29 protein-coding genes and 1 riboswitch are annotated in these 21,280 nt (G+C 67.2%); of the genes, 16 read left to right on the top strand and 13 right to left on the bottom strand.

The window, feature by feature from the left end; genetic code table 11:
• The first annotated feature begins 280 nt into the window (after positions 1–280).
• The 3 genes from BJG92_RS02120 (at position 281) to BJG92_RS02130 (ending at position 2,362) form a co-directional block, all read left to right on the top strand.
• Entirely contained in the window at positions 281–538 is a 258-nt protein-coding gene (locus BJG92_RS02120) for a mycoredoxin (protein ID WP_024367105.1), read from the top strand.
• Positions 539–635: 97 nt separating this feature from the next.
• Positions 636–1,721 carry an S-(hydroxymethyl)mycothiol dehydrogenase gene (locus BJG92_RS02125; RefSeq protein WP_232082368.1) on the top strand — a complete coding sequence of 362 codons (1,086 nt, stop codon included), beginning with the start codon at positions 636–638 and terminating at the stop codon, positions 1,719–1,721.
• Positions 1,718–2,362: an MBL fold metallo-hydrolase gene (locus BJG92_RS02130; RefSeq protein ID WP_232082369.1), complete on the top strand. Its 645-nt coding sequence runs from the start codon at positions 1,718–1,720 to the stop codon at positions 2,360–2,362. The genes BJG92_RS02125 and BJG92_RS02130 overlap by 4 nt, the downstream gene beginning before the upstream one ends.
• 76 nt (positions 2,363–2,438) lie before the next feature.
• On the opposite strand, the gene BJG92_RS02135 is transcribed toward BJG92_RS02130, so the two are convergent.
• Positions 2,439–3,212, bottom strand: a complete 774-nt coding sequence (locus tag BJG92_RS02135; protein WP_232082370.1) for a lipoate--protein ligase family protein — start codon at positions 3,210–3,212, stop codon at positions 2,439–2,441.
• On the opposite strand from BJG92_RS02135, the gene BJG92_RS02140 reads away from it, so the two are divergent.
• The 3 genes from BJG92_RS02140 (at position 3,205) to BJG92_RS18350 (ending at position 4,430) form a co-directional block, all read left to right on the top strand.
• Complete coding sequence (locus BJG92_RS02140) at positions 3,205–3,588, top strand: DUF2177 family protein (RefSeq protein ID WP_232082371.1); 384 nt, start codon at positions 3,205–3,207, stop codon at positions 3,586–3,588. The genes BJG92_RS02135 and BJG92_RS02140 overlap by 8 nt on opposite strands.
• Positions 3,589–3,814: 226 nt before the next feature.
• Positions 3,815–4,294 (top strand): DUF6325 family protein, encoded by a 480-nt coding sequence (locus BJG92_RS02145; RefSeq protein ID WP_232082372.1) that lies wholly within the window; start codon positions 3,815–3,817, stop codon positions 4,292–4,294.
• A gap of 1 nt (position 4,295) precedes the next feature.
• On the top strand, positions 4,296–4,430 hold the full coding sequence (locus tag BJG92_RS18350) for a hypothetical protein (RefSeq protein ID WP_269461655.1): 135 nt from the start codon (positions 4,296–4,298) through the stop codon (positions 4,428–4,430).
• Positions 4,431–4,569: 139 nt separating this feature from the next.
• Here the strand turns inward: BJG92_RS18350 and BJG92_RS02150 are convergent, their stop codons facing one another.
• Both BJG92_RS02150 and BJG92_RS02155 read right to left on the bottom strand, forming a co-directional pair.
• On the bottom strand, positions 4,570–5,373 hold the full coding sequence (locus BJG92_RS02150) for a thioesterase family protein (protein WP_232082373.1): 804 nt from the start codon (positions 5,371–5,373) through the stop codon (positions 4,570–4,572).
• A gap of 98 nt (positions 5,374–5,471) precedes the next feature.
• Complete coding sequence (locus BJG92_RS02155) at positions 5,472–5,756, bottom strand: DUF427 domain-containing protein (RefSeq protein WP_232082374.1); 285 nt, start codon at positions 5,754–5,756, stop codon at positions 5,472–5,474.
• A 244-nt stretch (positions 5,757–6,000) separates the two neighbouring features.
• On the opposite strand from BJG92_RS02155, the gene BJG92_RS02160 reads away from it, so the two are divergent.
• Complete coding sequence (locus BJG92_RS02160; protein WP_232082419.1) at positions 6,001–6,714, top strand: endonuclease/exonuclease/phosphatase family protein; 714 nt, start codon at positions 6,001–6,003, stop codon at positions 6,712–6,714.
• Positions 6,715–6,753: 39 nt separating this feature from the next.
• Here the strand turns inward: BJG92_RS02160 and BJG92_RS02165 are convergent, their stop codons facing one another.
• The 5 genes from BJG92_RS02165 to BJG92_RS02185 all read right to left on the bottom strand — a co-directional run bounded on the left by BJG92_RS02165 (position 6,754) and on the right by BJG92_RS02185 (position 9,565).
• A complete protein-coding gene (locus BJG92_RS02165; RefSeq protein ID WP_232082375.1) occupies positions 6,754–7,227 on the bottom strand; it encodes an SRPBCC family protein in 474 nt (157 codons plus the stop codon).
• Between the two features lie 72 nt (positions 7,228–7,299).
• Entirely contained in the window at positions 7,300–7,626 is a 327-nt protein-coding gene (locus BJG92_RS02170; RefSeq protein WP_232082376.1) for a YciI family protein, read from the bottom strand.
• 128 nt (positions 7,627–7,754) lie between these two features.
• The gene (locus BJG92_RS02175; RefSeq protein ID WP_232082377.1) at positions 7,755–8,192 is read right to left on the bottom strand and encodes an SRPBCC family protein; all 438 of its coding nucleotides are present in this window, start codon (positions 8,190–8,192) and stop codon (positions 7,755–7,757) included.
• Between the two features lie 33 nt (positions 8,193–8,225).
• Complete coding sequence (locus BJG92_RS02180) at positions 8,226–9,203, bottom strand: TIGR03086 family metal-binding protein (RefSeq protein ID WP_232082378.1); 978 nt, start codon at positions 9,201–9,203, stop codon at positions 8,226–8,228.
• A complete protein-coding gene (locus tag BJG92_RS02185) occupies positions 9,203–9,565 on the bottom strand; it encodes a helix-turn-helix transcriptional regulator (protein ID WP_232082379.1) in 363 nt (120 codons plus the stop codon). Before BJG92_RS02185 ends, BJG92_RS02180 begins: the two co-directional genes overlap by 1 nt.
• A 27-nt stretch (positions 9,566–9,592) precedes the next feature.
• Between BJG92_RS02185 and BJG92_RS02190 the strand changes: the two genes are divergently transcribed.
• Together BJG92_RS02190 and BJG92_RS02195 are read left to right on the top strand one after the other, a co-directional pair.
• Complete coding sequence (locus tag BJG92_RS02190; RefSeq protein WP_232082380.1) at positions 9,593–11,287, top strand: SulP family inorganic anion transporter; 1,695 nt, start codon at positions 9,593–9,595, stop codon at positions 11,285–11,287.
• 144 nt (positions 11,288–11,431) lie between these two features.
• A complete protein-coding gene (locus BJG92_RS02195; RefSeq protein WP_232082381.1) occupies positions 11,432–12,889 on the top strand; it encodes a DUF5129 domain-containing protein in 1,458 nt (485 codons plus the stop codon).
• 49 nt (positions 12,890–12,938) lie between these two features.
• Here the strand turns inward: BJG92_RS02195 and BJG92_RS02200 are convergent, their stop codons facing one another.
• Both BJG92_RS02200 and BJG92_RS02205 read right to left on the bottom strand, forming a co-directional pair.
• Complete coding sequence (locus tag BJG92_RS02200; RefSeq protein WP_232082382.1) at positions 12,939–13,130, bottom strand: DUF1918 domain-containing protein; 192 nt, start codon at positions 13,128–13,130, stop codon at positions 12,939–12,941.
• Between the two features lie 75 nt (positions 13,131–13,205).
• A complete protein-coding gene (locus BJG92_RS02205) occupies positions 13,206–13,880 on the bottom strand; it encodes a serine hydrolase (protein ID WP_232082383.1) in 675 nt (224 codons plus the stop codon).
• Between the two features lie 10 nt (positions 13,881–13,890).
• Between BJG92_RS02205 and BJG92_RS02210 the strand changes: the two genes are divergently transcribed.
• On the top strand, positions 13,891–14,136 hold the full coding sequence (locus BJG92_RS02210) for a hypothetical protein (protein WP_232082384.1): 246 nt from the start codon (positions 13,891–13,893) through the stop codon (positions 14,134–14,136).
• Positions 14,137–14,523: 387 nt separating this feature from the next.
• On the opposite strand, the gene BJG92_RS02215 is transcribed toward BJG92_RS02210, so the two are convergent.
• The gene (locus BJG92_RS02215) at positions 14,524–14,721 is read right to left on the bottom strand and encodes a helix-turn-helix domain-containing protein (protein ID WP_232082385.1); all 198 of its coding nucleotides are present in this window, start codon (positions 14,719–14,721) and stop codon (positions 14,524–14,526) included.
• Positions 14,722–14,943: 222 nt separating this feature from the next.
• Between BJG92_RS02215 and BJG92_RS02220 the strand changes: the two genes are divergently transcribed.
• The 5 genes from BJG92_RS02220 (at position 14,944) to BJG92_RS02240 (ending at position 18,835) form a co-directional block, all read left to right on the top strand.
• Positions 14,944–15,507 carry a dihydrofolate reductase family protein gene (locus BJG92_RS02220; RefSeq protein WP_232082386.1) on the top strand — a complete coding sequence of 188 codons (564 nt, stop codon included), beginning with the start codon at positions 14,944–14,946 and terminating at the stop codon, positions 15,505–15,507.
• A 128-nt stretch (positions 15,508–15,635) separates the two neighbouring features.
• Positions 15,636–16,400, top strand: a complete 765-nt coding sequence (locus tag BJG92_RS02225; RefSeq protein WP_232082387.1) for a phosphatase PAP2 family protein — start codon at positions 15,636–15,638, stop codon at positions 16,398–16,400.
• 9 nt (positions 16,401–16,409) lie between these two features.
• Entirely contained in the window at positions 16,410–17,156 is a 747-nt protein-coding gene (locus tag BJG92_RS02230) for a DedA family protein (protein ID WP_232082388.1), read from the top strand.
• Position 17,157: 1 nt separating this feature from the next.
• Entirely contained in the window at positions 17,158–17,832 is a 675-nt protein-coding gene (locus BJG92_RS02235; RefSeq protein ID WP_232082389.1) for a response regulator transcription factor, read from the top strand.
• The gene (locus BJG92_RS02240; protein WP_232082390.1) at positions 17,825–18,835 is read left to right on the top strand and encodes a HAMP domain-containing sensor histidine kinase; all 1,011 of its coding nucleotides are present in this window, start codon (positions 17,825–17,827) and stop codon (positions 18,833–18,835) included. The genes BJG92_RS02235 and BJG92_RS02240 overlap by 8 nt, the downstream gene beginning before the upstream one ends.
• 225 nt (positions 18,836–19,060) lie before the next feature.
• On the opposite strand, the gene BJG92_RS02245 is transcribed toward BJG92_RS02240, so the two are convergent.
• Positions 19,061–19,855 carry an NlpC/P60 family protein gene (locus BJG92_RS02245; protein WP_232082391.1) on the bottom strand — a complete coding sequence of 265 codons (795 nt, stop codon included), beginning with the start codon at positions 19,853–19,855 and terminating at the stop codon, positions 19,061–19,063.
• Positions 19,856–19,859: 4 nt separating this feature from the next.
• Positions 19,860–20,060, bottom strand: a riboswitch (cyclic di-AMP (ydaO/yuaA leader).
• Between the two features lie 168 nt (positions 20,061–20,228).
• Between BJG92_RS02245 and BJG92_RS02250 the strand changes: the two genes are divergently transcribed.
• Positions 20,229–20,498 carry a hypothetical protein gene (locus BJG92_RS02250; RefSeq protein WP_232082392.1) on the top strand — a complete coding sequence of 90 codons (270 nt, stop codon included), beginning with the start codon at positions 20,229–20,231 and terminating at the stop codon, positions 20,496–20,498.
• A 26-nt stretch (positions 20,499–20,524) separates the two neighbouring features.
• Here the strand turns inward: BJG92_RS02250 and BJG92_RS02255 are convergent, their stop codons facing one another.
• A complete protein-coding gene (locus BJG92_RS02255; protein WP_232082393.1) occupies positions 20,525–21,193 on the bottom strand; it encodes a DNA alkylation repair protein in 669 nt (222 codons plus the stop codon).
• Positions 21,194–21,280 lie beyond the last annotated feature (87 nt).

The following is a 21,280-nucleotide window of genomic DNA, read 5'->3' on the forward strand; positions in this document are numbered from 1 at the left end:
CCCCGACGCCCCACCGCCCCACCGCTGACAGCCGGGACCCCGGACAATGCCTAGGCGAGCCTCAGGAGCGTGACGTTCTGTGCAGGCGCCTCCCGACGAAAGCGGCGCTTTCGGGTTAGCTTGTGCAGACGACTGATAAATGACCGGGCCCCTGTGCGGCCACGTCGCGGGCTGCGCGGGAATAGCGGCCCGCGGGTTACGGTTATTGGCAGTGACATACGACTTTCGTCGGCAACGGCACTGCCACCGCAGGCCGTCAACCAGCTTTGAGGAGAACTTCGTGGATTTCACCCCCGAATCCGGCACCATCACCATGTTTTCGACTACCTGGTGCGGCTACTGCAACCGCCTGAAGAAGCAGCTGGACGCCCAGGGCATCGGGTACACCGAGATCAACATCGAAGAAGTTGAAGGCACCGCAGACCTCGTGGAGAAGCTCAACGGAGGCAACCGGACCGTCCCCACGGTGCTGTTCCCGGACGGCACGGCGGCCACCAACCCCTCCGCGGCGGAGGTCAAGAGCCGCCTCGCGGCATAGTCCGCCCCAGTTCAAGCACGACATCAACCACGACGGCGCGGCCCCCACGGGACCGCGCCTCACCGCGTGTTGCGACGCGCATGAGGGAGCAATTTCCATGGTCCACAAAGTCAAGGGCGCAGTCGTCCGTTCCAAGAACGCCCCCGTCACCCTCGAGACCATCCTGGTCCCGGATCCCGGCCCCGGCGAGGCCCTCGTGGACATCCTCACCTGCGGCGTCTGCCACACCGACCTGCACTACAAGCAGGGCGCCATCAACAACGATTTCCCCTTCCTGCTCGGCCACGAGGCCACGGGCGTCGTCAGTGCCGTCGGACCGGACGTCACCGAGGTAGCTCCCGGCGACCGTGTGGTGCTGAACTGGCGCGCAGTGTGCGGCGAATGCCGGGCGTGCCGCCGCGGCCAGCCGCAGTACTGCTTCAACACCCACAACGCCGCCCAGAAGATGACCCTTGAGGACGGCACAGAACTCAGCGCGGCGCTGGGCATCGGCGCCTTTGCCGAGAAGACCCTCGTCGCCGCCGGCCAATGCACCAAAGTTGACCCCGACGCCGACCCCGCCGCGATCGGGCTGCTCGGCTGCGGCGTCATGGCAGGCCTCGGCGCGGCCATCAACACCGGAAACGTCAAGCGCGGCGATTCCGTCGCCGTCATTGGTTGCGGCGGCGTCGGCGTGGCCGCCATCGCCGGCGCCGTGCTCGCCGGCGCCACCACGGTGATCGCCGTCGACATTGACCCGAAGAAGCTGGATCGGGCGAAGGACCTCGGCGCCACCCACACGGTTGACTCCTCCGCCGTCGACCCGGTCGAGGCGATCCGCGAACTGACTGGCGGCTTCGGCGCAGATGTGGTGATCGACGCCGTCGGACGTCCCGAGACGTACAAGCAGGCCTTCTACGCCCGCGACCTCGCCGGCACCGTGGTCCTGGTCGGTGTGCCCAGCCCCGAGATGACGCTGGAGCTGCCGCTCCTGGATGTCTTCGGCCGCGGCGGCTCGCTCAAGTCCTCGTGGTACGGCGACTGCCTGCCCTCGCGCGACTTCCCCATGCTGATCGACCTCTACCGGCAGGGCAAGCTGGACCTGGACGCCTTCGTCACGGAGCGGATCACTATCGACCAGATCGAGGAAGCCTTCGACAAGATGCACTCCGGCGCGGTGCTCCGCTCGGTGGTCGAACTGTGAACGGCGGCGTGGGCGGGCTCCGGATCGACCGGCTGGTCACCTCGGGCACCTTCTCTCTCGACGGCGGCACCTGGGATGTCGAGAACAACGTCTGGATCGTGGGCGACGACGCGGAATGCCTCGTGATCGACCCGGCGCACGACCCGGCTGCCATCGAGGCCGCCGTCGCCGGCCGCAAGGTCACCGCGATCCTGCTGACCCACGGCCACGATGACCACATCGGCGCCGTCGGCGAGCTCCGGAGCCGCGTCAACGCCCCGGTGTACCTCAACCGGGAAGACTGGATGCTGTGGGACCGGGTCTTCACGGGCACCGAACCGGACCAGGCGATCGCGGACGGAGACACGTTCGGCGTCGCCGGTGCACGCCTGGTGGCCCAGCACACGCCGGGCCACTCCCCCGGCTCCATGTGCTTCACCCTGGCCAGCGAGAGCACCGTCTTCAGCGGCGACACCCTCTTCCAGGGCGGCCCGGGCGCCACCGGCCGGTCCTTCAGCGACTTCCCCACCATCATCGAATCCATCAGGAACCGGCTGCTGACCCTCCCGGCGGACACCGTGGTGCTGACCGGCCACGGCGATTCGACGACGGTCCGCGCCGAGGCGCCGCACCTGGAGGACTGGATCGCCCGGGGACACTAACTGACTGGCAGTTGGGGCCGTTTTGAGCGCTCAGAACGGCCTCTGCTGCCAGCCAGATGGGCGGGGGCACCAGCCCTCAGCCGAGGAGACTGCCAAAGTCGCCATAGCCCAGCGTTGCGTAGCGGGAGTAGGTGTCGATCACGGCGGCCTCGATGGCGTCCACGTCCAGGTGCGGGACGAGGTCGTTGACGGCACCGGCCGTGGCGGGATCCCAGTCCAGTCCCAGGGCTGAGTAGCTGGCCTCCAGCACCGCGCGGATCGGGGCCGAGTTCTCCACCACGATGACCGAGCTGAACAGCCAGCCGCCCGCCACCACCCGCTGGGCCGTGCCGATGAGCTTGATCCGGTGCTGCGGAAACTCCGGATCCTGCCCGTGGACGCTGAATTCGCCCGGGCAGTACTCGCCGGGGATCTCCCCCACCGCGGCGTCCACGCCGGCGCTGCGCAGCGCCACGGCCAGCAGTTCGCCGAAGAAGGAAAAGCGCCCCTTCGCGCCGGCGATCGCATCCGTGGCCGGTTCCAGGTGATCGATCACGAGAGTCCCCTCGTGGTAGGCGGCGGCGCGTCCGCCTGCCTTCCGGATCAGCGGCTCGAATCCCAGGTCACGGCAGGCCGACGCCGCAGCCTCGAAGCCCGGCAGATGGGTGTCCCGCTGACCGAACGCCACGGTGGGGGCGGGCCGGTAGAGCCGCAGCAGGGGCCCCGCCCCGCCGGTCTTGACCCTGCGCAGGAGCTCGACTGCGAAGTCCAGGTCCCGGGCAGCGCCCAGGGAATCCCCCTGCCGGAAAACCGTCAGGGTCCGCGTTGCGCCAGCGTCCTCCGGCATGTTGTTATGCTCCCTTATGGTCATTTTGCAATTCCTCGTCGTAGCCGCCGCATTCGCCGCCATCGATTCCGTGTGGCTGAAGTCGACGAGCAAGTTCTACCGCCGGAATCTGGGCCACCTCATGGCGGACAAGCCCAATCTAGGGTACGCCGTCGTCTTCTACGTCCTGTACATCGCCGGGATCGTCTTTTTCGCCCTCCAGCCGGCGCTCGACGGCGACAGCTGGCTCAGTGCGCTGGGCTACGGTGCCGCGCTCGGAACCTTCGCCTACGCCACCTATGACCTGACCAACGCGGCGACACTGAAGAGCTGGCCGCTGGTCATCATCGTTGTGGACATCCTGTGGGGTGCCGTGCTGACCGGACTCGCCACGGTGGTCGGCTGGCTCGTCTTCCACTAGGGACAGCGCCGCCACCCGGGCAGGCTGACGCGAAAAGTCCTCAGTCGTTGCCGGCTGGGCCCGATTACCGAACCCCGGGACGTGGGGAAGGCCTTCGTTGGGGAGCCGAAGCGGGGTGTGGGATCACCCTGCCCGGATGAGGCGCCGTGCTTCAGCGGGAGCAGAGAATGGAGCTGCGGCGGTCCGTCGGATCGCCTAGTCCGCAATGAAGACGGAGGTCATCAGCATGGCTGAGACATTGGATGAACTAGGGCCGGTGGACTGGCTCGTTGTGGAGTTCCCCGGGCCCGACTTCGGTAAGGGCCAGATCGCCCCGTATCTGGAGGACCTGGTCAAACGTGACCTCGTCCGGGTGCTCGACATGGTATTCCTGAGGAAGACCGAGGACGGCGAACTCGAGATGGCGGAGATCTCCGACCTCGACATGACCGAGCTCGGCGAGATACGCACGGCCGAGGCCGACCTGGCCATGGTGCTCTCCGAACAGGACGTCCTTGACCTGGCCGAGACGATCCAGCCCGGCCACTCCGCCGCGGTGCTGGTCTGGGAGAACCAGTGGGCGGCCCCCTTCGGCGCGGCCATCCGCAAGGCCGGCGGCCAGCTCGTGGCCAGCGGCCGAATCCCGACCCAGGCAGTCATCGCCGCCTTCGAGGCCGACGCCGAAGCCGAAACCCAGTCGCCCGACGAAATGAAGGAAGGAGCCTGACATGCCGCTCGTAGCACGACGCAGGCGCCGGACCGCCGCCGCAGTCGGCGGGGCCGTCGTCGTCGCCCACGGGATAAACCGCCGCCATGACCGGCGCGACGACCGGCGGGACGACCGCCGCGACCGCCGCGACTGACCCCGCGGCTGACGCCACAGAGCCGGCTCCCGGCTCCGTCAGGTGCGCGTGACCCTCCCGGGGTCACGCGCACCCCACCGTCCGCCTGCTGAGGCCATCGTGTTCACCAGAGTCAAAAAGCCCCTAGGGCGGCCGGGCCCTAGGACTTCCGGAGCGTCAGGATCTGCTCGGCGCGGCCGAACGGGCCCTTGAGGTCGTGAAGTACGGTCGAGGTCAGGCCAATGCCGTCGGTGCCGAAGGAGACCTCGTTGTCCAGCCCCAGCCATTCTCCTTCCGGGCGCCGGTACATGTGGATCTGGAGGTCCAGGTTGGGGAAGGCGTAGCTGTCCTTGCCCGGCGGGACACGTGCGGCGATCCCGTTCGCAGTGTCCACGAGGCCCACCAGCCTGGCCAGGTCACTGCTGTCCTTCTGGTCCGTCAGCGGGTGTGCAGTGCGCAGCCAGACGGTTCCGGACCCGGCACGGTGGCCGTCCGCGATCCTCATCTCCAGCGACGCGATGTAGCCGCCCGGCCAGATGCTTGCGGCGTCGTAGGGTTCGCACGCCTCCGGCGCGGGGATCCGGGGGTCCTCGAAGGCGGCGATGGCGGAGGTGTCGGAAGTGATCATCCGCCAGGCCGTGGCGCGGATTGCCGTGCGGTCGCCAGCCACGAGCTCCGCCTGCACCAGCTCGATGGTTCGGCCTGGCCGCAGGGTGGTGGTGACCACTTCGAACTCGCCGCCGGGGATCAGTCCGAGGATCTCGTAGCTGAGCCGCGCCATGCGCATGTCTTCCCTCGGCTCGTGCCGGGCCAGGCAGTCTGCCATAATGCCTGACGCGGGCGCCATGTGCTGTTCGTGTGCGTTCCAGGCGCCCTGGGCGTGGATCGTGGAGCGGAACTTTCCGCCGCCCAGTGCCTCGTAGTAAAAATCGCCCTCGGCAAGCACCGGTAGTTCAGCAGTCAACGTAGACCCTTTCGCAGCTTCAATCGGAGAATCCCCGTCCACCCTATCGCCTGCCGCTGCCTGCCTGCCGCTAGCTGCCCTGACTGCCCCTGCCTGCCTCAGGCTTCTACGCGGACGCCCCGCCAGAACGCCACATGGTCCTTGATGTGCGCCGCATCGGACTTCGGCTCGGCGTAGAACCAGGCCGCGTCCTGGTTCCGCTGGCCGTCCACCACGAGGCTGTAGTAGCCGGCCTCGCCCTTCCAGTGGCAGACGCTGCTGTGGCTGCTGTCCTCCAGGTACGCGGAGTTGACCGAGGAGAGCGGGAAGTAGTGGTTGCCCTCCACCATGACGGTGTTGTCGCTCTCGGCGATGACCGCGCCGTTCCACAGTGCCTTTGCCATGATGTTGTTTCCTTGCTGGTAGACGGGAAGTGCGGGCCGCGGGCGGCCAAGGCCCCCGCTACTGGCTCAACGCGATACAGGGCCCATAGGTTCCGCCGGGACATTGGGTCCGTGGCGGAGAAACGATGAATCCTGCGTGAAATCGGGCCTGACCCGCGCGGCCAGCGTTCCCGTCCGCTCCGCAGGACTGGGTAGACTCGCAATCAGGCTATCCACGACTATCCTCCGAAGAGGTGCTCCCCTGATTCGAGTCATCAGCTACAACCTCCGCAATCACAAGGCCAGTGGCGAGCTCGTTGATCTGGCCAACGAATTTGAGATTGATGCATTGTGCCTTCAGGAGTGCGATACCGACGATCTGCCGGAAACCATCGGCGACCTGCACCTTGCCGACGCCACCAAGGGCAACCGGCTGGGCCTGGCGATCTACTACCGCATGGACCGCTTCACGGCCTACGAGACCAAGACGTTCGCCCTGAAGAAATCCCTGCACGACCGCGTCATGTCTCCGGCGCACGAGCGGCTCATCGGCACCCGGGTGACCGACAAAGACACGGACCATGATCTGATCATCGCCTCCTTTCACGCGGCCCCGCTGACCGCGTCGAATTCGCTGCGGCGGAACCAGATCCACGCTGCCCATGGGGAACTGCTCAGCATGGGCGAAGGCCTGATGTCGCTCATGGTGGGCGACTTCAACTACCCGTTCTTCACCAAGTACCTGACGGCCCAGATGAAGGACGCCGGGTACGACCTCACTCTCAGCGACCGGCGGACCTACACGAGGTACAAGGTCTTCAAGGGACACTTCGATTTCGCGACGTCCCAGGGGCTGGAGATCGAAAGCGTGGAGACGCTCCCGCGCGGCGCCTCCGACCACCTCCCGATCCTGATTTCGGCGGAATACGGCCAGGCCTCCCCGGCAGCTGACGGTGCGGCGACACCGACCGCAGACTGACCGCCTCCGCCAGGAAGCTCCTCGGCAGGCCAGCGGACCCTATGATCCCGTCTTCCCGTGGGCGACGGCGCCGGCGAGCGAGGCCAGGCCTTTTTCGAAGTCCGTGCCCACCATCTTGTCCATGTTCATGAACAGGGAGAAGAGCTTGCCGATGCCCTTGTTCTCGCCGGTCATGGTCCAGGTCACCTGCGTGCCGCTCCCGGCAGGGGCGAAAGTGAAGGTTGTGGGGTTGACCGCTTTGAACGGCTTGGTGAATTCAATGCGGATCTTGATGCTCTGCGGCTGGGCGGATTCCACGATTTCCATGGTCCCGCTGCCGGCCTTCCGGTCGCCGCTCCAGGCGTACTTGGCCCCGACGCCCGACTCGCTGCCCGAGTAGCTCCGTTGCATGGCGGGATCCACGGACTCCCACGGTGACCATTTGGCCCATTCGTGGAAGCTGTTGACCAGCGGGAAAATGTCCGCGGCCGGGGCGGGAATTACGGCGTTTCGGGTGACTTCATAGGTTGACATGGGGTTATTCTAGGGCGCGGCAGGTCCGGTTGGACACCGAACCGGCCGCCGCATTCGTGCCGGTTTGTGAGACTACATCTCGCCGAGCTCGAAGATCTCCAGGGTGAATTTTCCGTTGCCGTCGGCAAGGAACGGGTGGCCGTCAGCCAGGGCTGTGGCCGCCGCGAGGTTTTCGGCTTCCACGATCGAGTAGCCGTTCAGGTCCGAGGCTGCCTCCACGGCGCCGTCGTCCACCAGTGCGGTGCGGGACGGAGCGAAAGGCGCGCCGATGTCGAGCAGGGCTGCGCCGGTTTTCTCGATCCAGACGCCCCAGGCGGCTGTCTGCGCCGCCGACAGCTCCTCGCTGAACTGATCCACCGGTGTGGCCGGACCCTTATAGAGATAGATGAACTTGCTCATGACATGTCCTTTCATTGGGTGTTCGCTGTTAGTACGGCCTCGCGTTGATGCTTCAGCCGCCCCTGCCCGCGCGAATCACACCGGGCCGGGATCCTGGGCGGATGATGCCGTGCCCGGAGGCGCGGCATTCACTCCGCTTCGAGCAATTCTTTGAGCTTGGCGAGGTCCTTCCGCATCGCTTGGCGCATCATGGGAGCCATTACGAGATTCACGACGGCGGAGAACCCCGCCGGATTGCCCGTGTTGCGCAGGGTCATGCGGGTAGATGAGCCCCCCGCGTCAGAGAAGGTATAGGTGGTCTGCATCGGAAACGGCCCCTGCGCTGTCCGCATGACCAGCTTCCTGCCCGGATCCAGTTCGGTGAATTCGTAGACGTAGTCCAAGGTCCTGCCCAGGAACTGCGCCCGGAACGCGAGTCTGGATCCGACGACGAGGGGCGGCGCTGATTCCCAGCTGACTTCCTTGATATTCGTGTACCACTCGGGGGCGTTCCCGGGGTCCGCGGCGAAGCCGGCCACTACCTCGCGTGGCCGGTGGATGAGGATTTCCGTTGCTACATCAACCATGGCAATCTCCTTTCGGCGGGGCATCGTCGCCGGTCAGATGCCGGCGACCTCGCGGCCCGTGAACGCGATGAGACGCTCCAGGCTGGCTGCCGATTCGTCCACCAGGGTCTCCTCGGCGAAGGTGGTGCCGCGCATCTGCGGGCGGATGGTGTTCCGCGCGAGGCCCAGCACATAATCGGAGAGCACGGGCGATACGGCAAGGTCCTGCCCGGTGGCATTGGCGAAATCCCAGGCGTGGACCAGCAGCTCCAGGTTGAGGATGTTCGCGACCAGCGTGGCTGGAAGCTCGGCGAAGCCCATATCCAGGCTTCCTGCCAGGCCGTGGGCGCGGAAAGCTTCCAGCGTGTCCTGCGCGGCGTCTGCAATCCGCGCCTCCGGCGACGCCGCCGGCCGATCGGCGACCGACACGCCGAGGGCCTTGCCGATCGAGGCAATGGATCCGAAGAGATGCTCCAGCAGTCCGTGAACCGTGAAGTCCTCGCACGGGGTGGCCAGCTCCATGTCCGAGGGCTTGAGCCCGCGGAGGATGCGCTGGGCCGCGGCAAGGGCGGCCTCGGCGCTGGCGAGTTCGTCGATGGGGTCCGGGGCGGCCGACCACTCGTCGGGGCCGGCATCTCCGTGCGCGGCCAGCTGCACCAGGCGTGCCAGGAAATGGGTCCAGCCCTCGGCATGCATGACTTCCTGTTCCGGGGTCAGGCCCTCGTGGATCAGCTGGACGGTTGTTCCGCCGTCGACGGCCTCCAGGTTCACCCGCACCGTCGAGGCGCCCGGCGGCAGTTGGCCGTCACCCTCCCAGCCCCAGGTGTAGACCACCCGCTTTCCGGGCTCGATTTCCGTGAAGGTTCCCATCGCCACGTGGCCGGGAGTGACGGTCCAGCGGTATTCCCCGCCGACGCGAAGGTCCACCCTCGCCGCCACGGTTTTCCAGCGGCGGAGCCTCTCCGGCTCTGTGAGGAGCGCAAATGCGGCATCCGGATCCACCGGGAGGAAGACGGTTTTGTTGAATGACATCAGATTGTCCCTTGCGATGTTGGGGGGCGGAGCCGGCCGGCGTCGGACACCAGCAGGTCCAGTTCGTTTGTCCAGAAAGAGTCAAATTGTTCACGCAGCCGGACCATTCCTGCCGTGTCCAGGCGGTAATACCTGTTCCTGCCGTCCTTCCGGGCGGAGACCAGCCCCACGTCGCACAGCAGCAGCAGGTGCTGGGAGATGGCCGACCGGCTGACCGGAAAATGCGCGGAGAGCTCGGTCACGGTCCTCTCCCCCTCAGCCAGCAGCCGAAGGAGTGTGCGCCTGTTCGGCTCCGCAGCTACTTCCAGAAGATCAGGCACACTCAATACGTTAGCGCTCACTAACGTATTGCACAAGTCCATTCATCCGATCCGGGCTACGCTGGCATCGTGCAGAGCAAGTGGACGCGGGCCGTCCCGCCGGGCATCCGCCTCGTCCGCGGGTATCGATGGCCCTGGCTGAAATCCGATCTGGCCGCCGGGGCTGCCCTCAGCGCGGCGCTCATTCCGGCCGGCATGGCGTATGCCGAAGCCGCGGGCCTGCCGGCGGTCACCGGACTCTACGCCTCAGTGGTTCCGCTCCTGGTTTACGCCTTGTTCGGGCCGTCCCGAGTCCTGATCCTGGGCCCGGACTCGAGCCTCGCACCGATGATCGCGGCCGCCGTGCTGCCCCTGGCCGCGAGAGGTTCGGACCACGCGGTGGCACTGGCCGGCATCCTGTCCCTGCTGATCGGCATGTTCCTCCTCTCCGGGCGGGTCCTGAGGCTGGGGTTCGTCACCGGCCTGCTGTCCAAGCCCATCCGGGTCGGGTACCTCAACGGCATCGCCGTCGCCGTTATACTCAGCCAGCTGCCAAAGCTGCTCGGAATACCGTCCCAGGGCGGCTCGCTGCTGGACAACGCCGGCGGCACCGCCCGCGCGGTGTTGCAGGGGGAGATCAATCCGCTCGCCTTACTGTTCGGTGTCGCGTCAATCGCCCTCATCGTCGGCTTCCGCTACCTGCCGTGGAAGATACCCGGCGTGCTGATCGCCGTCGTGGCTGCCACGGCGCTTACCGCCGCCCTGGACCTGACGGCGGCGCTGCCCACTGTGGGGGCGCTGCCTCGCGGGCTTCCGGCGCCCGCCCTCGGCGGAGTCAGCCTGGCTGAAGTTCTCGCCCTGCTTGGCCCGGCGGCCGGCATCGCGCTGATCGCTTTCGCGGATACCTCGGTGCTCTCGAAGAGCCTTGCCGCCAGACAGGGCAGCGAGGTGAACGGGAACCAGGAAATGGCCGCCCTGGGCCTGGCGAATGTGGGCAGCGGGCTGTTCGGCGGTTTCCCGGTCTCCGGCAGCACATCGCGCACCCCGATCGCCCTCCAGGCCGGCGCGCGCAGTCCCGCCAGCGGTGTGGTGGCGGCCGTTCTGGTGGTGATCTTCATGCTGGTTGCGCCCGGCGTGACAACGTTCCTGCCCTCCAGCGTGCTGGCCGGCGTCGTGATTGTTGCGGCGGTCTCACTCCTTGATGTGAAGACATTTCTTCGGCTGCTCAAGGTGAGCAGGACTGAGGCTGCCTTGCTGGCCGCGACATTCCTGGGGGTGGCGATGATCGGCGTGCTGCAAGGCATCGTGCTGGCGATCGGCCTGTCTCTGATCGCCTTTGTGCGCCGCGCCTGGGACCCCTACCGCACGGAGTTGGGCAGCGTGGAGGATGTTCCCGGCTACCACGACCTGAGCCGGCACCCTGAGGGCCAGCGCATCCCGGGACTCGTCATTGCACGCTTCGATGCCCCGTTGTTCTTCGCGAACGGAGCCGTCTTCACCGAACACCTCCGCACGCTGGTAGCGGGGGCGCCGGGGCCGGTGCGGTGGGTGATCGTGGCCTCCGAGGCCATCACCGATCTCGACACCACCGCACTGGATGACCTCGTGGCGCTTGATGACGAACTCGCCAAGCGCGGGGTCAGCCTCGTCTTTGCGGAAATGAAGGGCCCCATCAAGGACCGTCTGATCCGTTTCGGCGTCAGCAGCCGCTTTGGACCGGACCACTTCTTCCCCACCGTCAACAGCGCGGTGCGAAGCTACAAGAAGATCTTCGACCTGGAATAGCCGGGCCTCGGCCGGCCACGCCGGTGATGCTGCCCGCGGCCGCTTCGGTGGGGTCGACGACGCCGGGCGCGGCGTTCTTCTTGACGGATTCCATCCCCGCCCGGCGCCGTCGACGCGGCCGGAAGCAGGCACTACGCTCAACAAATGGGAATCATGCGGAAAGTGCTCGGCGTCCTGATCCTGGTGATGATCGGGCTCCTGGGCGCCGTGCCGGCGGCGCTGGCTGTCCGGCCGGTCGACGTCGTCGTAGAGGACCGGGCAGGTGTCCTGGACCGCAACACGCTCCTGCCCGCTGTACAGGGCATGGAGTTCTATCAGCCCACCAAGGTGGCTGTGTATACCTACAACGGCTCGGCGGAAGAGAACCTCAACGAGGAGGTCCTGCGCTTTGCCCGGGCCGAGCACCCGGAGTGGATCAGCGCGGACGGGCAGAAGTGGGCGGACGGGCTGTTTATCTTCGCGCTGGACCCGGTGGGCCGGCACGTCGGAACGTACATGGGCGAGGACCGGAAGGTCTCCCCCGCGCAACGCGACGACATCCAGAACGCCGCCAAGGAACTGCTGCGCGACGCCCAGTGGACGGACGGCACGATTGCCGGAATCGAACGCGGCGCGGAGTTGATAAATCAGCCCTGGTACCGGTCCACCGCCTTCCTGGTGACGGCCTGGTTGACGGTGGCGGCCGCCGTCGCCGGCGCCGGCACCTGGCTGATAGTCCGCTGGCGGACCAGGGTGGGCAGCCGCAAGGAACTGGCCCGCGCCGATGCCAGCTACTCGAACGTCAGCATGGACCTGGAGGTTACCGAGCTCAACGCCGGCACCATCCCGGAGTCCTCCCGCTATGGCAGCACCGTCCTGGAGAAGCACCGCACCTTCCTGGCGAAGTACAACCGGGCCACCGGGCTCGCCAACCAGGTCCACGGCATGTCTGCCAGGGACCTGAGCCGGCGCCCGAACCTGAAAGTGGTCCGGGAATTCGCAGATTCCGCGGCCGAGCTCGACGCGTTGGATGACGTCATCGCGGACACCAACGCCCTGCTCAACCGTGGCTCCGCGTGGGCGTCGGCCTGGGACCGGCAGCTGGCGCCCTTCCGCACCGACCTCGGCGCCCTCGAACAGATGCTCAGCCGGCCCCACGCAGAAGGAGAGTCCGCGAGCGCGGCGGCGCTCAGGTCTTTCCGGGATGAGAGCCACCGGGAGCTCGAGCGGTGGACCGCGGAAATTTCGGACGGGACGATCACGCCCGAAACGGCCCTGGACCGGTTGCGGGACGCGCGATCGCACCTCTCAGAGCTGTTGAAGAACCACGCAGACACCGTCATCGAGGGCTTCGCCAAAAACGAGAAGGAGGCCGGCCTCATGCGCCGGCAGATGGAGAGCGCCCAGGCCGGTACGAAAGCCAAGTACGGCCGCACCTATGAGCCCAGCATCCTGGGCACGGTCTACCCGTCCTACTATTTCTTCTCGGTGCCCACCTTCAATTCCGGCTTTAACACAGGCGTCAGCTCGGTCAGCAGCACCCGCGGCGGGGACGGCGGTACCACGGGTTACGGGAGCACCGGCGGAAGCTTCTCAGGCTCCGGCAGCTCGTCGAGCTTCTAGGGGCCCGGGCCTCCCGCGCGGCAATTCCGCCTCCCGGTGCACAGGACCGTCAGGTCCTTCCGTGGCGCTCGACGACGAAATCGCCGCCGGGAAACATGATCGTCTCGTGACCGTCGTCGAACCGTACATGGTACGGCGGCGCTCCGTCCGCTCCCTTGACCTCGAGGATCTCACCGTGCCGGTCCGAGGATTCGACCGTGGTGCCGCGGATGACGATGCGGTCTCCTGTGGCTGCTTTCATGGCATTCACCTCCCTTCTCCAGCGTACGTTTGCCGCTTCCCGGGGGAAAGAGCCTGCGGCGACAAGAGGCCGGGGTCAGAAGACCCCGGCGGTGACCGTCCTGGTCAACTCCTGGATGACCCGGGTGCGCGCAGCCATATCCGAGGTGTCCTTGCCCAGGGTGTAGACGACAAAGACGCAGGCGCGCTCCCGCCCAACCAGGATGCTTGCGTCATGCAGGTTGCCGAAGAGCAGGCCATATTTGTGGAAGACGCTGATGCCAGCCGGTACCGCCGCCGGGATCAGCGCTTCGTAGTTGGTGTTCCGCATGTAGGACAGCAACTGGGCGGTGTTCTCCGCGTTGAGTAACCGGCCGCTGTAGAGCAGGTGCAGCGTCCTGGCCGTTTCGGCCGGCGTCAGGGTGTTCATGGTGCGGTCGTAGCTGATCCCGATCGACGACGCATAGTCGGTCAGACCCGCCTGGCCGACGGCGCCCATGATCAGCGCCCAGGATTCATTGTTGCTCTGCTGCACCATCTGCCGGATCTGAACGCCCGCCGTGGACACCCCCATCCGGGCCCCCAGCGAGGCCCGGCCGGTTTCCACCAGATGGTAGTAAGACGCCGCAGCGAGGATCTTCGCCGTGCTGGCGGCGACAAACTTGGCTTTCACCCCGTATTCGTGGACCACGCCGTCGGTCACGTCAATCAGCGCAACGCCCACCTGGTAGCGGCTGTTGGCCCCGATGACGGCATTGATCCGGGCGTCCATTTTCGGACTGATGCGCGGGACTGCGGCAGCCGGAACGACGGCGGCCGGCGCCGCCGTCGACTTCGCGTTTGCCATTGCCGCCGCACTTGCCTTTGCCTTTGCCGTCGGCGCCGCCCTCACCTTCGCCCTCGGCGAGGATGCTCCAGTTGACGGGTGCGCAGGCGCTGAAGGCACTGAATGCTCCCCCGGAGCGGAGAGGGCAGCCTCGGGCGGCGTAACTGCATCTGCCGGCACCCTCGCCTGGATGGCAACGTAGAAGCTGGTTGCCGAGATGAGCGCCAGCACGGCGGCGGCCGCAGTCGGCAGCTGGGGGCGGATCCTGACCGTGACCGTCCGCGGCGGCCGGGCTGGGCGGCTGACGGCGTCCGGTCTGTGGCGGCCGGAACCGTAGTGGCGGCCGGGTCCCTCGGGCTCCATCGGATCTCATCCCCGGCACAGCGAAGAGAGCCGGACAAGTGCTGCTGCCAAGGGCGCGTTCGCAGGCATGCTCCTCCTCCGAAGGTAAGAACCGCGGTGCGGTGGGTGTCAAAGTCTCTGCATTCTGCTCCGTGCCGGATCCGGGCGCAAGGCGTTGAACTTGGGAAAACCTTGGACCAGCACCCGGCGCCAGCTTTCGGCGCGCCAGCTCCCAGCGCGCCAGCCCTCAGCGCACCACGATCTGGAGGCCCAGGACATTGGTCACGGCCACCACGGCTTGCAGGGAGGGGTTGCCGGAGGCCTTCTCGATCGCCCGCACGGTCCGCACGGAGGTCCCGGCAAGCTTCGCCAGGTCTTCCTGCGTCATGCCTGCGTTCTTCCGGGCCGTCCGGATCATTGCCGCAATCGACGCCACATCACGCATTGGATGCTCCCCTCCGGCAGGACGCTGCCGGTGCCGGCAGCCCAGACTCTTTCAGGGTGGCCCACCGTGCGTCATTCGGCAAGATGCTGCCGGTATCGCGCGCAGTGTGGTTCTGCCTTTCGGCCCTTCCGTTCGGTGCTGCCCTTAGGTGCTGCCCTGCCCCTCCCGCGGCCTGCGGCGTACGCTGGGGACGGAAACCCTGGCCCCTGAAGGAGCACGCCGATGCGCAAGGTCATCCTGATGATGCAAGTGTCCCTGGACGGCTATATCGAAGGGCCGGACCAGGACATCAGCTGGCACCAGGTCGACGAGGAACTGCACCGCCACTTCAACGATGAGCTCCGGCAGATGGGCGGCTTCCTCAACGGCCGCGTCACCCACGAACTGATGGCTGACTTTTGGCCCACGGCCGACGCGGACCCCACAAGCAGCCCAACCATGGTCGAGTTCGCCGGAATCTGGCGGGACATGCCCAAGACCGTATACTCCAGGACCCTGGGCAACGCCGGCTGGAATACCACGGTGGTCCGCGACGTCGCCGTCGAGGAGGTCCTGCAACTCAAGCAACAGCCGGGCGGTGACCTCTCGCTCGGCGGTTCCGACCTCGCGGCGTCCTTCAGGCGGCTGGGCCTGATAGATGAGTTCCGAATTTACGTCCACCCGGTCCTGATCGGGCGGGGCAAACCGCTCTTCCAGGAGACGGACGCCACGACGGGGTTGCGGCTGCTGGAGAGCCGCACGTTCGGCAACGGGGTAGTGCTGCTGCGCTACGCCCCGCAGTCCTAAGCCGGCTGTACCGCTGCCGGCACGGCTTCAACGTGCCCGGCCGCACTTCTTACGCGTTTCTTAACGGCGTGGCGGGAAGGTAGTTGCAGGCGCCGACCGCGCGCACTGCCCCCGAGCCTGAGGATCCCATGCCTGGACCCACCCCCCTTCACCGCGTTGAGACGCCCACGGCGCCTGCCGCTGCGCGTCCCGCCGACAGCCCCCGATTCTGGGCCCTCCCGCAGCCGCGACACTGGCTGCTCCTGGGCGTTCTGCTGTCCGCGGCCGTCCTGGCACTTGGCCTGACGGCACAGCTGGTGCCCGGCGGCAGTGCGGCCGAGCTGGGGGTGGACCAGATTCTGAGCCAACATCACGCGGCCGTTCTGACCGGCGTAGCGATGGCGCTCAGCGTCGTGTTTGGCCCGGCGCCCGGCGTCGTCCTCATCTGCGCCGTCTCCCTCTTCCTCTGGGTAGTCCGGCGGTCCCTGGTCAAGGCCGTTGCGTTTGGCCTCGTGGCCTCCTCAGGCTGGGTGGCCAGTGAATTCTTCAAAGTCATCGTTGCCCGCCAGCGGCCCAACCCGGCACTGCTCTTCGATCCGCTCGGCCCGGAAACCGGGTCCGACAGCTTCCCCAGCGGGCACGTCTCCTTCGCGGTCGCGCTGGGATTCGCACTGTACTTCCTGGCCCGCGGAACCCGCTGGGCCAAGGTCACGGCCGCCGCCGCAGCAGTGCTGGCCCTCGCGGTGGCGTGGTCGCGGCTGTACATCGGAGTCCACTACCCCACCGACGTGACCGCGTCCTTCCTCGCCGCGAGCGCTGCAGTGATCCTGCTCGCCGGGCTGTGGAACCGTTTCGCTCCCGGCCTGGCGGACCGCCTCCCGGCAGCCGCATCCCCCCGATCAGCCCGACGCTAAGGAATGACCATGCATAGCCTGTACGCTTCAGGACTCGCCGCAGCCGCGGCCGGATCCCCCTCCCTCCTGGACCCGGCGAGCCTGCTCGAGGGCCTGGGACCGGCCGCCCTCGGCGTGATCGGCCTCATGGTCTTCATAGAATCCGGTGTGCTGTTCCCCTTCCTGCCCGGAGACTCCCTGCTCTTCACTGCCGGCCTCCTGCACGAGCAGCTGCAGCTGACGCTGCCGGTCCTGATCGGCGTAGTCACCGCGGCTGCCATTGCCGGCGACCAGGTGGGCTACATGCTGGGGCGCACGTTCGGCCGGAGATGGTTCAAAGACGATGCCCGGATCCTGAAGACAGCCCATCTGCGCACCACGGAAGACTTCTTCCGCCGCCACGGCGGTGCCGCGGTGGTGCTGGCCCGCTTCGTGCCCATGGTCCGGACCTTCGCGCCGTTGAGCGCGGGGATCGGCCGCTACGGCTACAGGTCCTTCACGCTCTGGAACATCGCGGGAGCCCTGGCCTGGGCCACGTCCGTGACCCTGCTCGGCACCTGGCTGGGCCACTTCGAGGTCATCGCCAAGAACATCGACATCATTGCCGTCGTCATGGTCCTCGCCTCCGTCCTGCCCTGGGGCATCCAACTGCTCAAACGCCGCCGCCTGAACCGCCGCGCCCCTGCCCTGGCCGCGGACAATGCCACGGATGCCGGCCCCGCGGACAACACGGCCCATGACGTGCCGGTCCAGGGGATGTCGGGGAAGAATAGCTGACATGACACCTGTTGCCCTGCCCTCCCTGCTGCTCGTGGAGGACGACGCCGAGCTGGGGCCGCTGATCGCCGAACTGCTGGCCGAGGACTACCGGGTCCGCCTCGTCGCCACCGGCCAGGACGGGCTGCACCTGGGACTCACGCAGACGTGGGACGTGATGGTCATCGACCGGGGCCTTCCCGTGATGGACGGACTCAGCGTGGTCAGGGCGCTGCGGGCGAAAGGAATCTCCACCCCCGTCCTGGTCCTGACCGCCCTCGGGGAGACTGATGAAAAGGTCACGGGGCTCGACGCCGGCGCCAACGACTACGTGACCAAACCGTTCGACGCCGGCGAACTCGCCGCGCGTTTGCGCGCCCTGACCCGCACCTTCGCCTCGAACTCCACGCCCGTCAGCATCGGCGAATGGGAACTGGATCCGGCGTCGCGCTCCGTGCGGTCTGTCTACGGACAACTCGTGTCCCTTACGGCGAGGGAGAGCGAACTGCTCGGCGCCCTGGCCGGGGAGCCGGACCGGGTTTTCACCCGGGAGGAACTGCTCAGCCGGCATTTCCATGCCGCAGACCAGCCCGGAGTGATCGACACCTACGTCCACCATCTTCGCCGGAAGATCGCCAAGAGCGTGATCCGCACCGTCCACGGCGTCGGGTACCAGATCGGCGACGCACATGAATAGCCGGGGTCCCGCGCCCATCGACGCGGACCAGGACACCCTGCGCAAGGCCTCACTGAAGGTCGCCCTGCGGATCAGCGCCGCCTGCGCCGTGCTGGTCCTCTTTCTCCTCGCCGCCGCCACTGCCTACCTGATCAACAAGCTGGCGAACCCTGACGTGCCCGCCTCCGCTGCCGCCGGGAAGGCCTACACCTACCTCGATTCCAAAGACCTGATCGAGGCCATGATCATCGCCGGAGTGGCGGGGATCGTCCTGGCCGGCGTCATCGGGTGGCTCAGTGCGCGGAGCGCCATCCGTCCCCTGGGGGACGCGCTGGCCCGTCAGCGGCGCTTCGTCCAGGATGCCAGCCATGAACTGCGCACACCCTTGGCCATCCTGGACGCACGCATCCAGCTCGCCCAACGCGATGCCGTCCCGGATTCGAAACCGGGCCGTGCCCTGGCCAAAATCCGGGAGGACACGGCAACGCTCACGGGCATCGTCAACGAGCTGCTCCTGGCGGCAACCGGGGCAACCCCGGATCCCGGGACCGAGCCTGCCGATCTGGCCGCCGTCGCCTCCTCTGTCGCCGAGAGCCTGCAGCAGCTCGCAAGGCGACAGGACGTCAGGCTGTCCTTTTCCGCGGATCCCTCCGCCGGCCCGCCACCGCTGGCCCGGATCGACCCGGACTCCTTCCGGCGCGCGGTGCTTGCCCTGGCCGCTAACGCCCTGGCGCATACCCCGGCCGGCGGGCAGGTCAGCATCAGCACAACTGCTGAGAACAACCAGGCGGTCATCACCGTTGCGGACACCGGGGCAGGCATCACCGGAGTGGACCAGGCCCGGATCTTCGACCGCTTCGTGAGAACCCCCGGCTCCGACGGAACCCGGGGGCAGCGAAGCTTCGGGATCGGGCTGGCGCTGGTCCGCGAAATCGCCACAGCCGCCGGCGGCACAGTCGGCGTCGCCCGGACCGGCCCGGACGGAACCGCCATGGAACTGCGGCTCCCCCTCGTGGTGCGCTGACGGCCCGGACTGCAGGTTCGGGCCACCGGGTTCGTCCGCCGGGGAAGCGGGGTGCGGCGGTGCGGAGCCCGTCAGCGCAAAAATGCTCGGGCCCCGGACAGCGGAAAGACCGGTTGATCCTTTGCCCAAGGCAAATCATCAACCGGCCGTTCCGGGTGTGGCTACAACGAGCTAATGCTGCTCGATGCCGCTACGAGATTCCGGTACTGCTAGATTCCGGTACTACTAGATTCCGGCGCGCACGAACGTGACGGGACCCGTGGCGGTGAGCCAGGACAGCGGGTGCGTCATGGTGGCGTTCACGCCGTTCATGCCGGCACTGACGGCCTGGCCGTTGCCCGCGTAGATGGCCACGTGGCCGGACTGGACGATCATGTCGCCGGGCTGGGGATCGCCCACCACTTTGCCGTAGCCCATGAAGGCCATCGGTCCGATGTCGCCGACCGGGATGCCGGCAGCATTCAGGGCCTTTTCCACCATGGCGGTGCAGTCCTGCGTGATGCCGATCTGGCCGTAGGCCACTGAGAGCAGCGTGGCGTTGACTCCCCCGGCAGCGGCCGGAGCCGGGGCCGCGGCCGGAGCTGCGGCGGGAGCCGGAGCTGACTGGACCTTCACGGTCGCCTTGGCGGCGGCCGGGGCCGCGGCCGGCGCTACAGCTTGGGCCGCCGGCGCTGCAGCCGGCGCCGTCGGCGCTGCTGCTGCCGGTGCGGGCTGCTCGACCACCGGGGCCGGAGTGGAGGTCACTGCCGGGCGCTCAAACGTAATCTGGACGGCGGAATCCGCGCTGACGGCGGCGCCCACCTGGCCTTTGACGTCAACGGATGACGCCGGCGCGGAGTCGCGCTGAACCGGGGCCTCGGCAGCGTTGGCTGCCATGGCGCTGCTGAGCACCAGCCCGGAAGCGGCGGCGATCACTGCGGCCTGGCGGCCGAAGATGCCTGCCTTGGTGGATGAGAATGCTGCACGGCGTTTGCTGCGGACGTCGGCGCGCTTGGGCGCAAGGGTATTGCTGAAAGTCATGAAAGTAGCCTCTCCCAATGCCTGCGAGGTGAGCTGTCGGATTCGGATGGGAGGCACCCGGCCGCACGCTGGCCCGTAACTTCGGGCTGTGCGGCTTCACCCCAAGACCCTGCATTAATAGCGGGTCAAAAGTGGTTTCCCCGTCTCTGCCGGACGTTGTTGCGAGTTATCCCCACGCCGCGGCAGAGTTAGGCAATCGGCTGGGGGAGAGCCCGTCTCGGAAACAACAGGCACCTAACAACGGTAACGGAATGATCACGTCATGTCACATTGAGGTAACGGACGCAGGGTCCGGACGGGCGAAATCCCGGCGGCAGGCCCCACGTCAGGCATAGGATGATGCCATCAGCGTTCCCCGAAGCGGAGGCCCGGCATGAACAGCCCCGAAGTGACCAGGCATTGTGTCGCCATTTGCCAGCTGAGCAATCAGCCGCACGAGGACTTCAGCGTCAACACCGAGCTGCTGGTCCTGGAAAACGGGGAAGTCCACGTCTCGACCTGGGATGCTGAGCCCCGCGACGGCGGTTTCGACGTCTTCGTCCTCAATGACCGCGCCGATGCTGCGGGGTTCATGGTGGTTACCGACTGGGAGTTCCTCGACGGGAAGGCCTATGCGGTGGTGGAGCGCCGCTCCGGCAAGTAGGAGCGCCGTCCGATTGGGACAGGCACTCAGAATTGCAGCTCCGGCCGGTGCTTTGCCGCAGCCGCGAGCACCAGGGCAGCCGCTTCCCTGACGATGCCGCCGTCGCCCTCCTGCGACTCCGACTCCGACTCCGACTCCGGGAGGGGCGTTTCCGCCAGCACGGCCCGGGCATGACGGACGATGCGCGCCCAGTCCCCCGATCCGGCGCGGAGCGCACGCAGCGGCGAAAGCAGGGCGGCCCGCCGCAGCCAGTTCTCAGGATCCCGGACCCAGCGATCGAGCACGCTATCCGCGCGCACCCTGCCGACGACGTCGAGCCCCGAGATCATGGGTCCTACGACGTCGACGGCGAGCGGATCGACCAGCTCGCGGAGCGCCGCGGAGCGGATGAAGCCTTCAATCCGGGTCAGATCGGTGTTGGTCAGCACTGCGACGCTGGCCTGCAGCAGGACCACGGCGGCCTGCCGGCGCTCGAAGACGGGCACATCCCACAACTCGGTGCAGAGCGCAGTGATGCCGTCGTGGTTCAGCTCCGGGTGACGGCGCAGGGCATCGCGGACCGTCCCCCGAACCGCTCCGACCGAGGCTCCGTAGATCGCCACCCCGGCGCCCAGCCGGGCCCGGGTCTCCTCCGCCCGCCTCCACGACGACTCGCGCTGGAGCGCGAGGTCAATGAATTCACCGGCATCGCTCATCGGTTCATTGTTACGCATCCCATCCGCCCGAGTTGTGGGGCGGCCGGAAGGAATATCGTGAGCACTCTTGGCATGAGCGCAATCTAC

The organism is Arthrobacter sp. SO5 (assembly GCF_020532805.1).
Classification (GTDB): Bacteria; Actinomycetota; Actinomycetes; order Actinomycetales; family Micrococcaceae; genus Arthrobacter.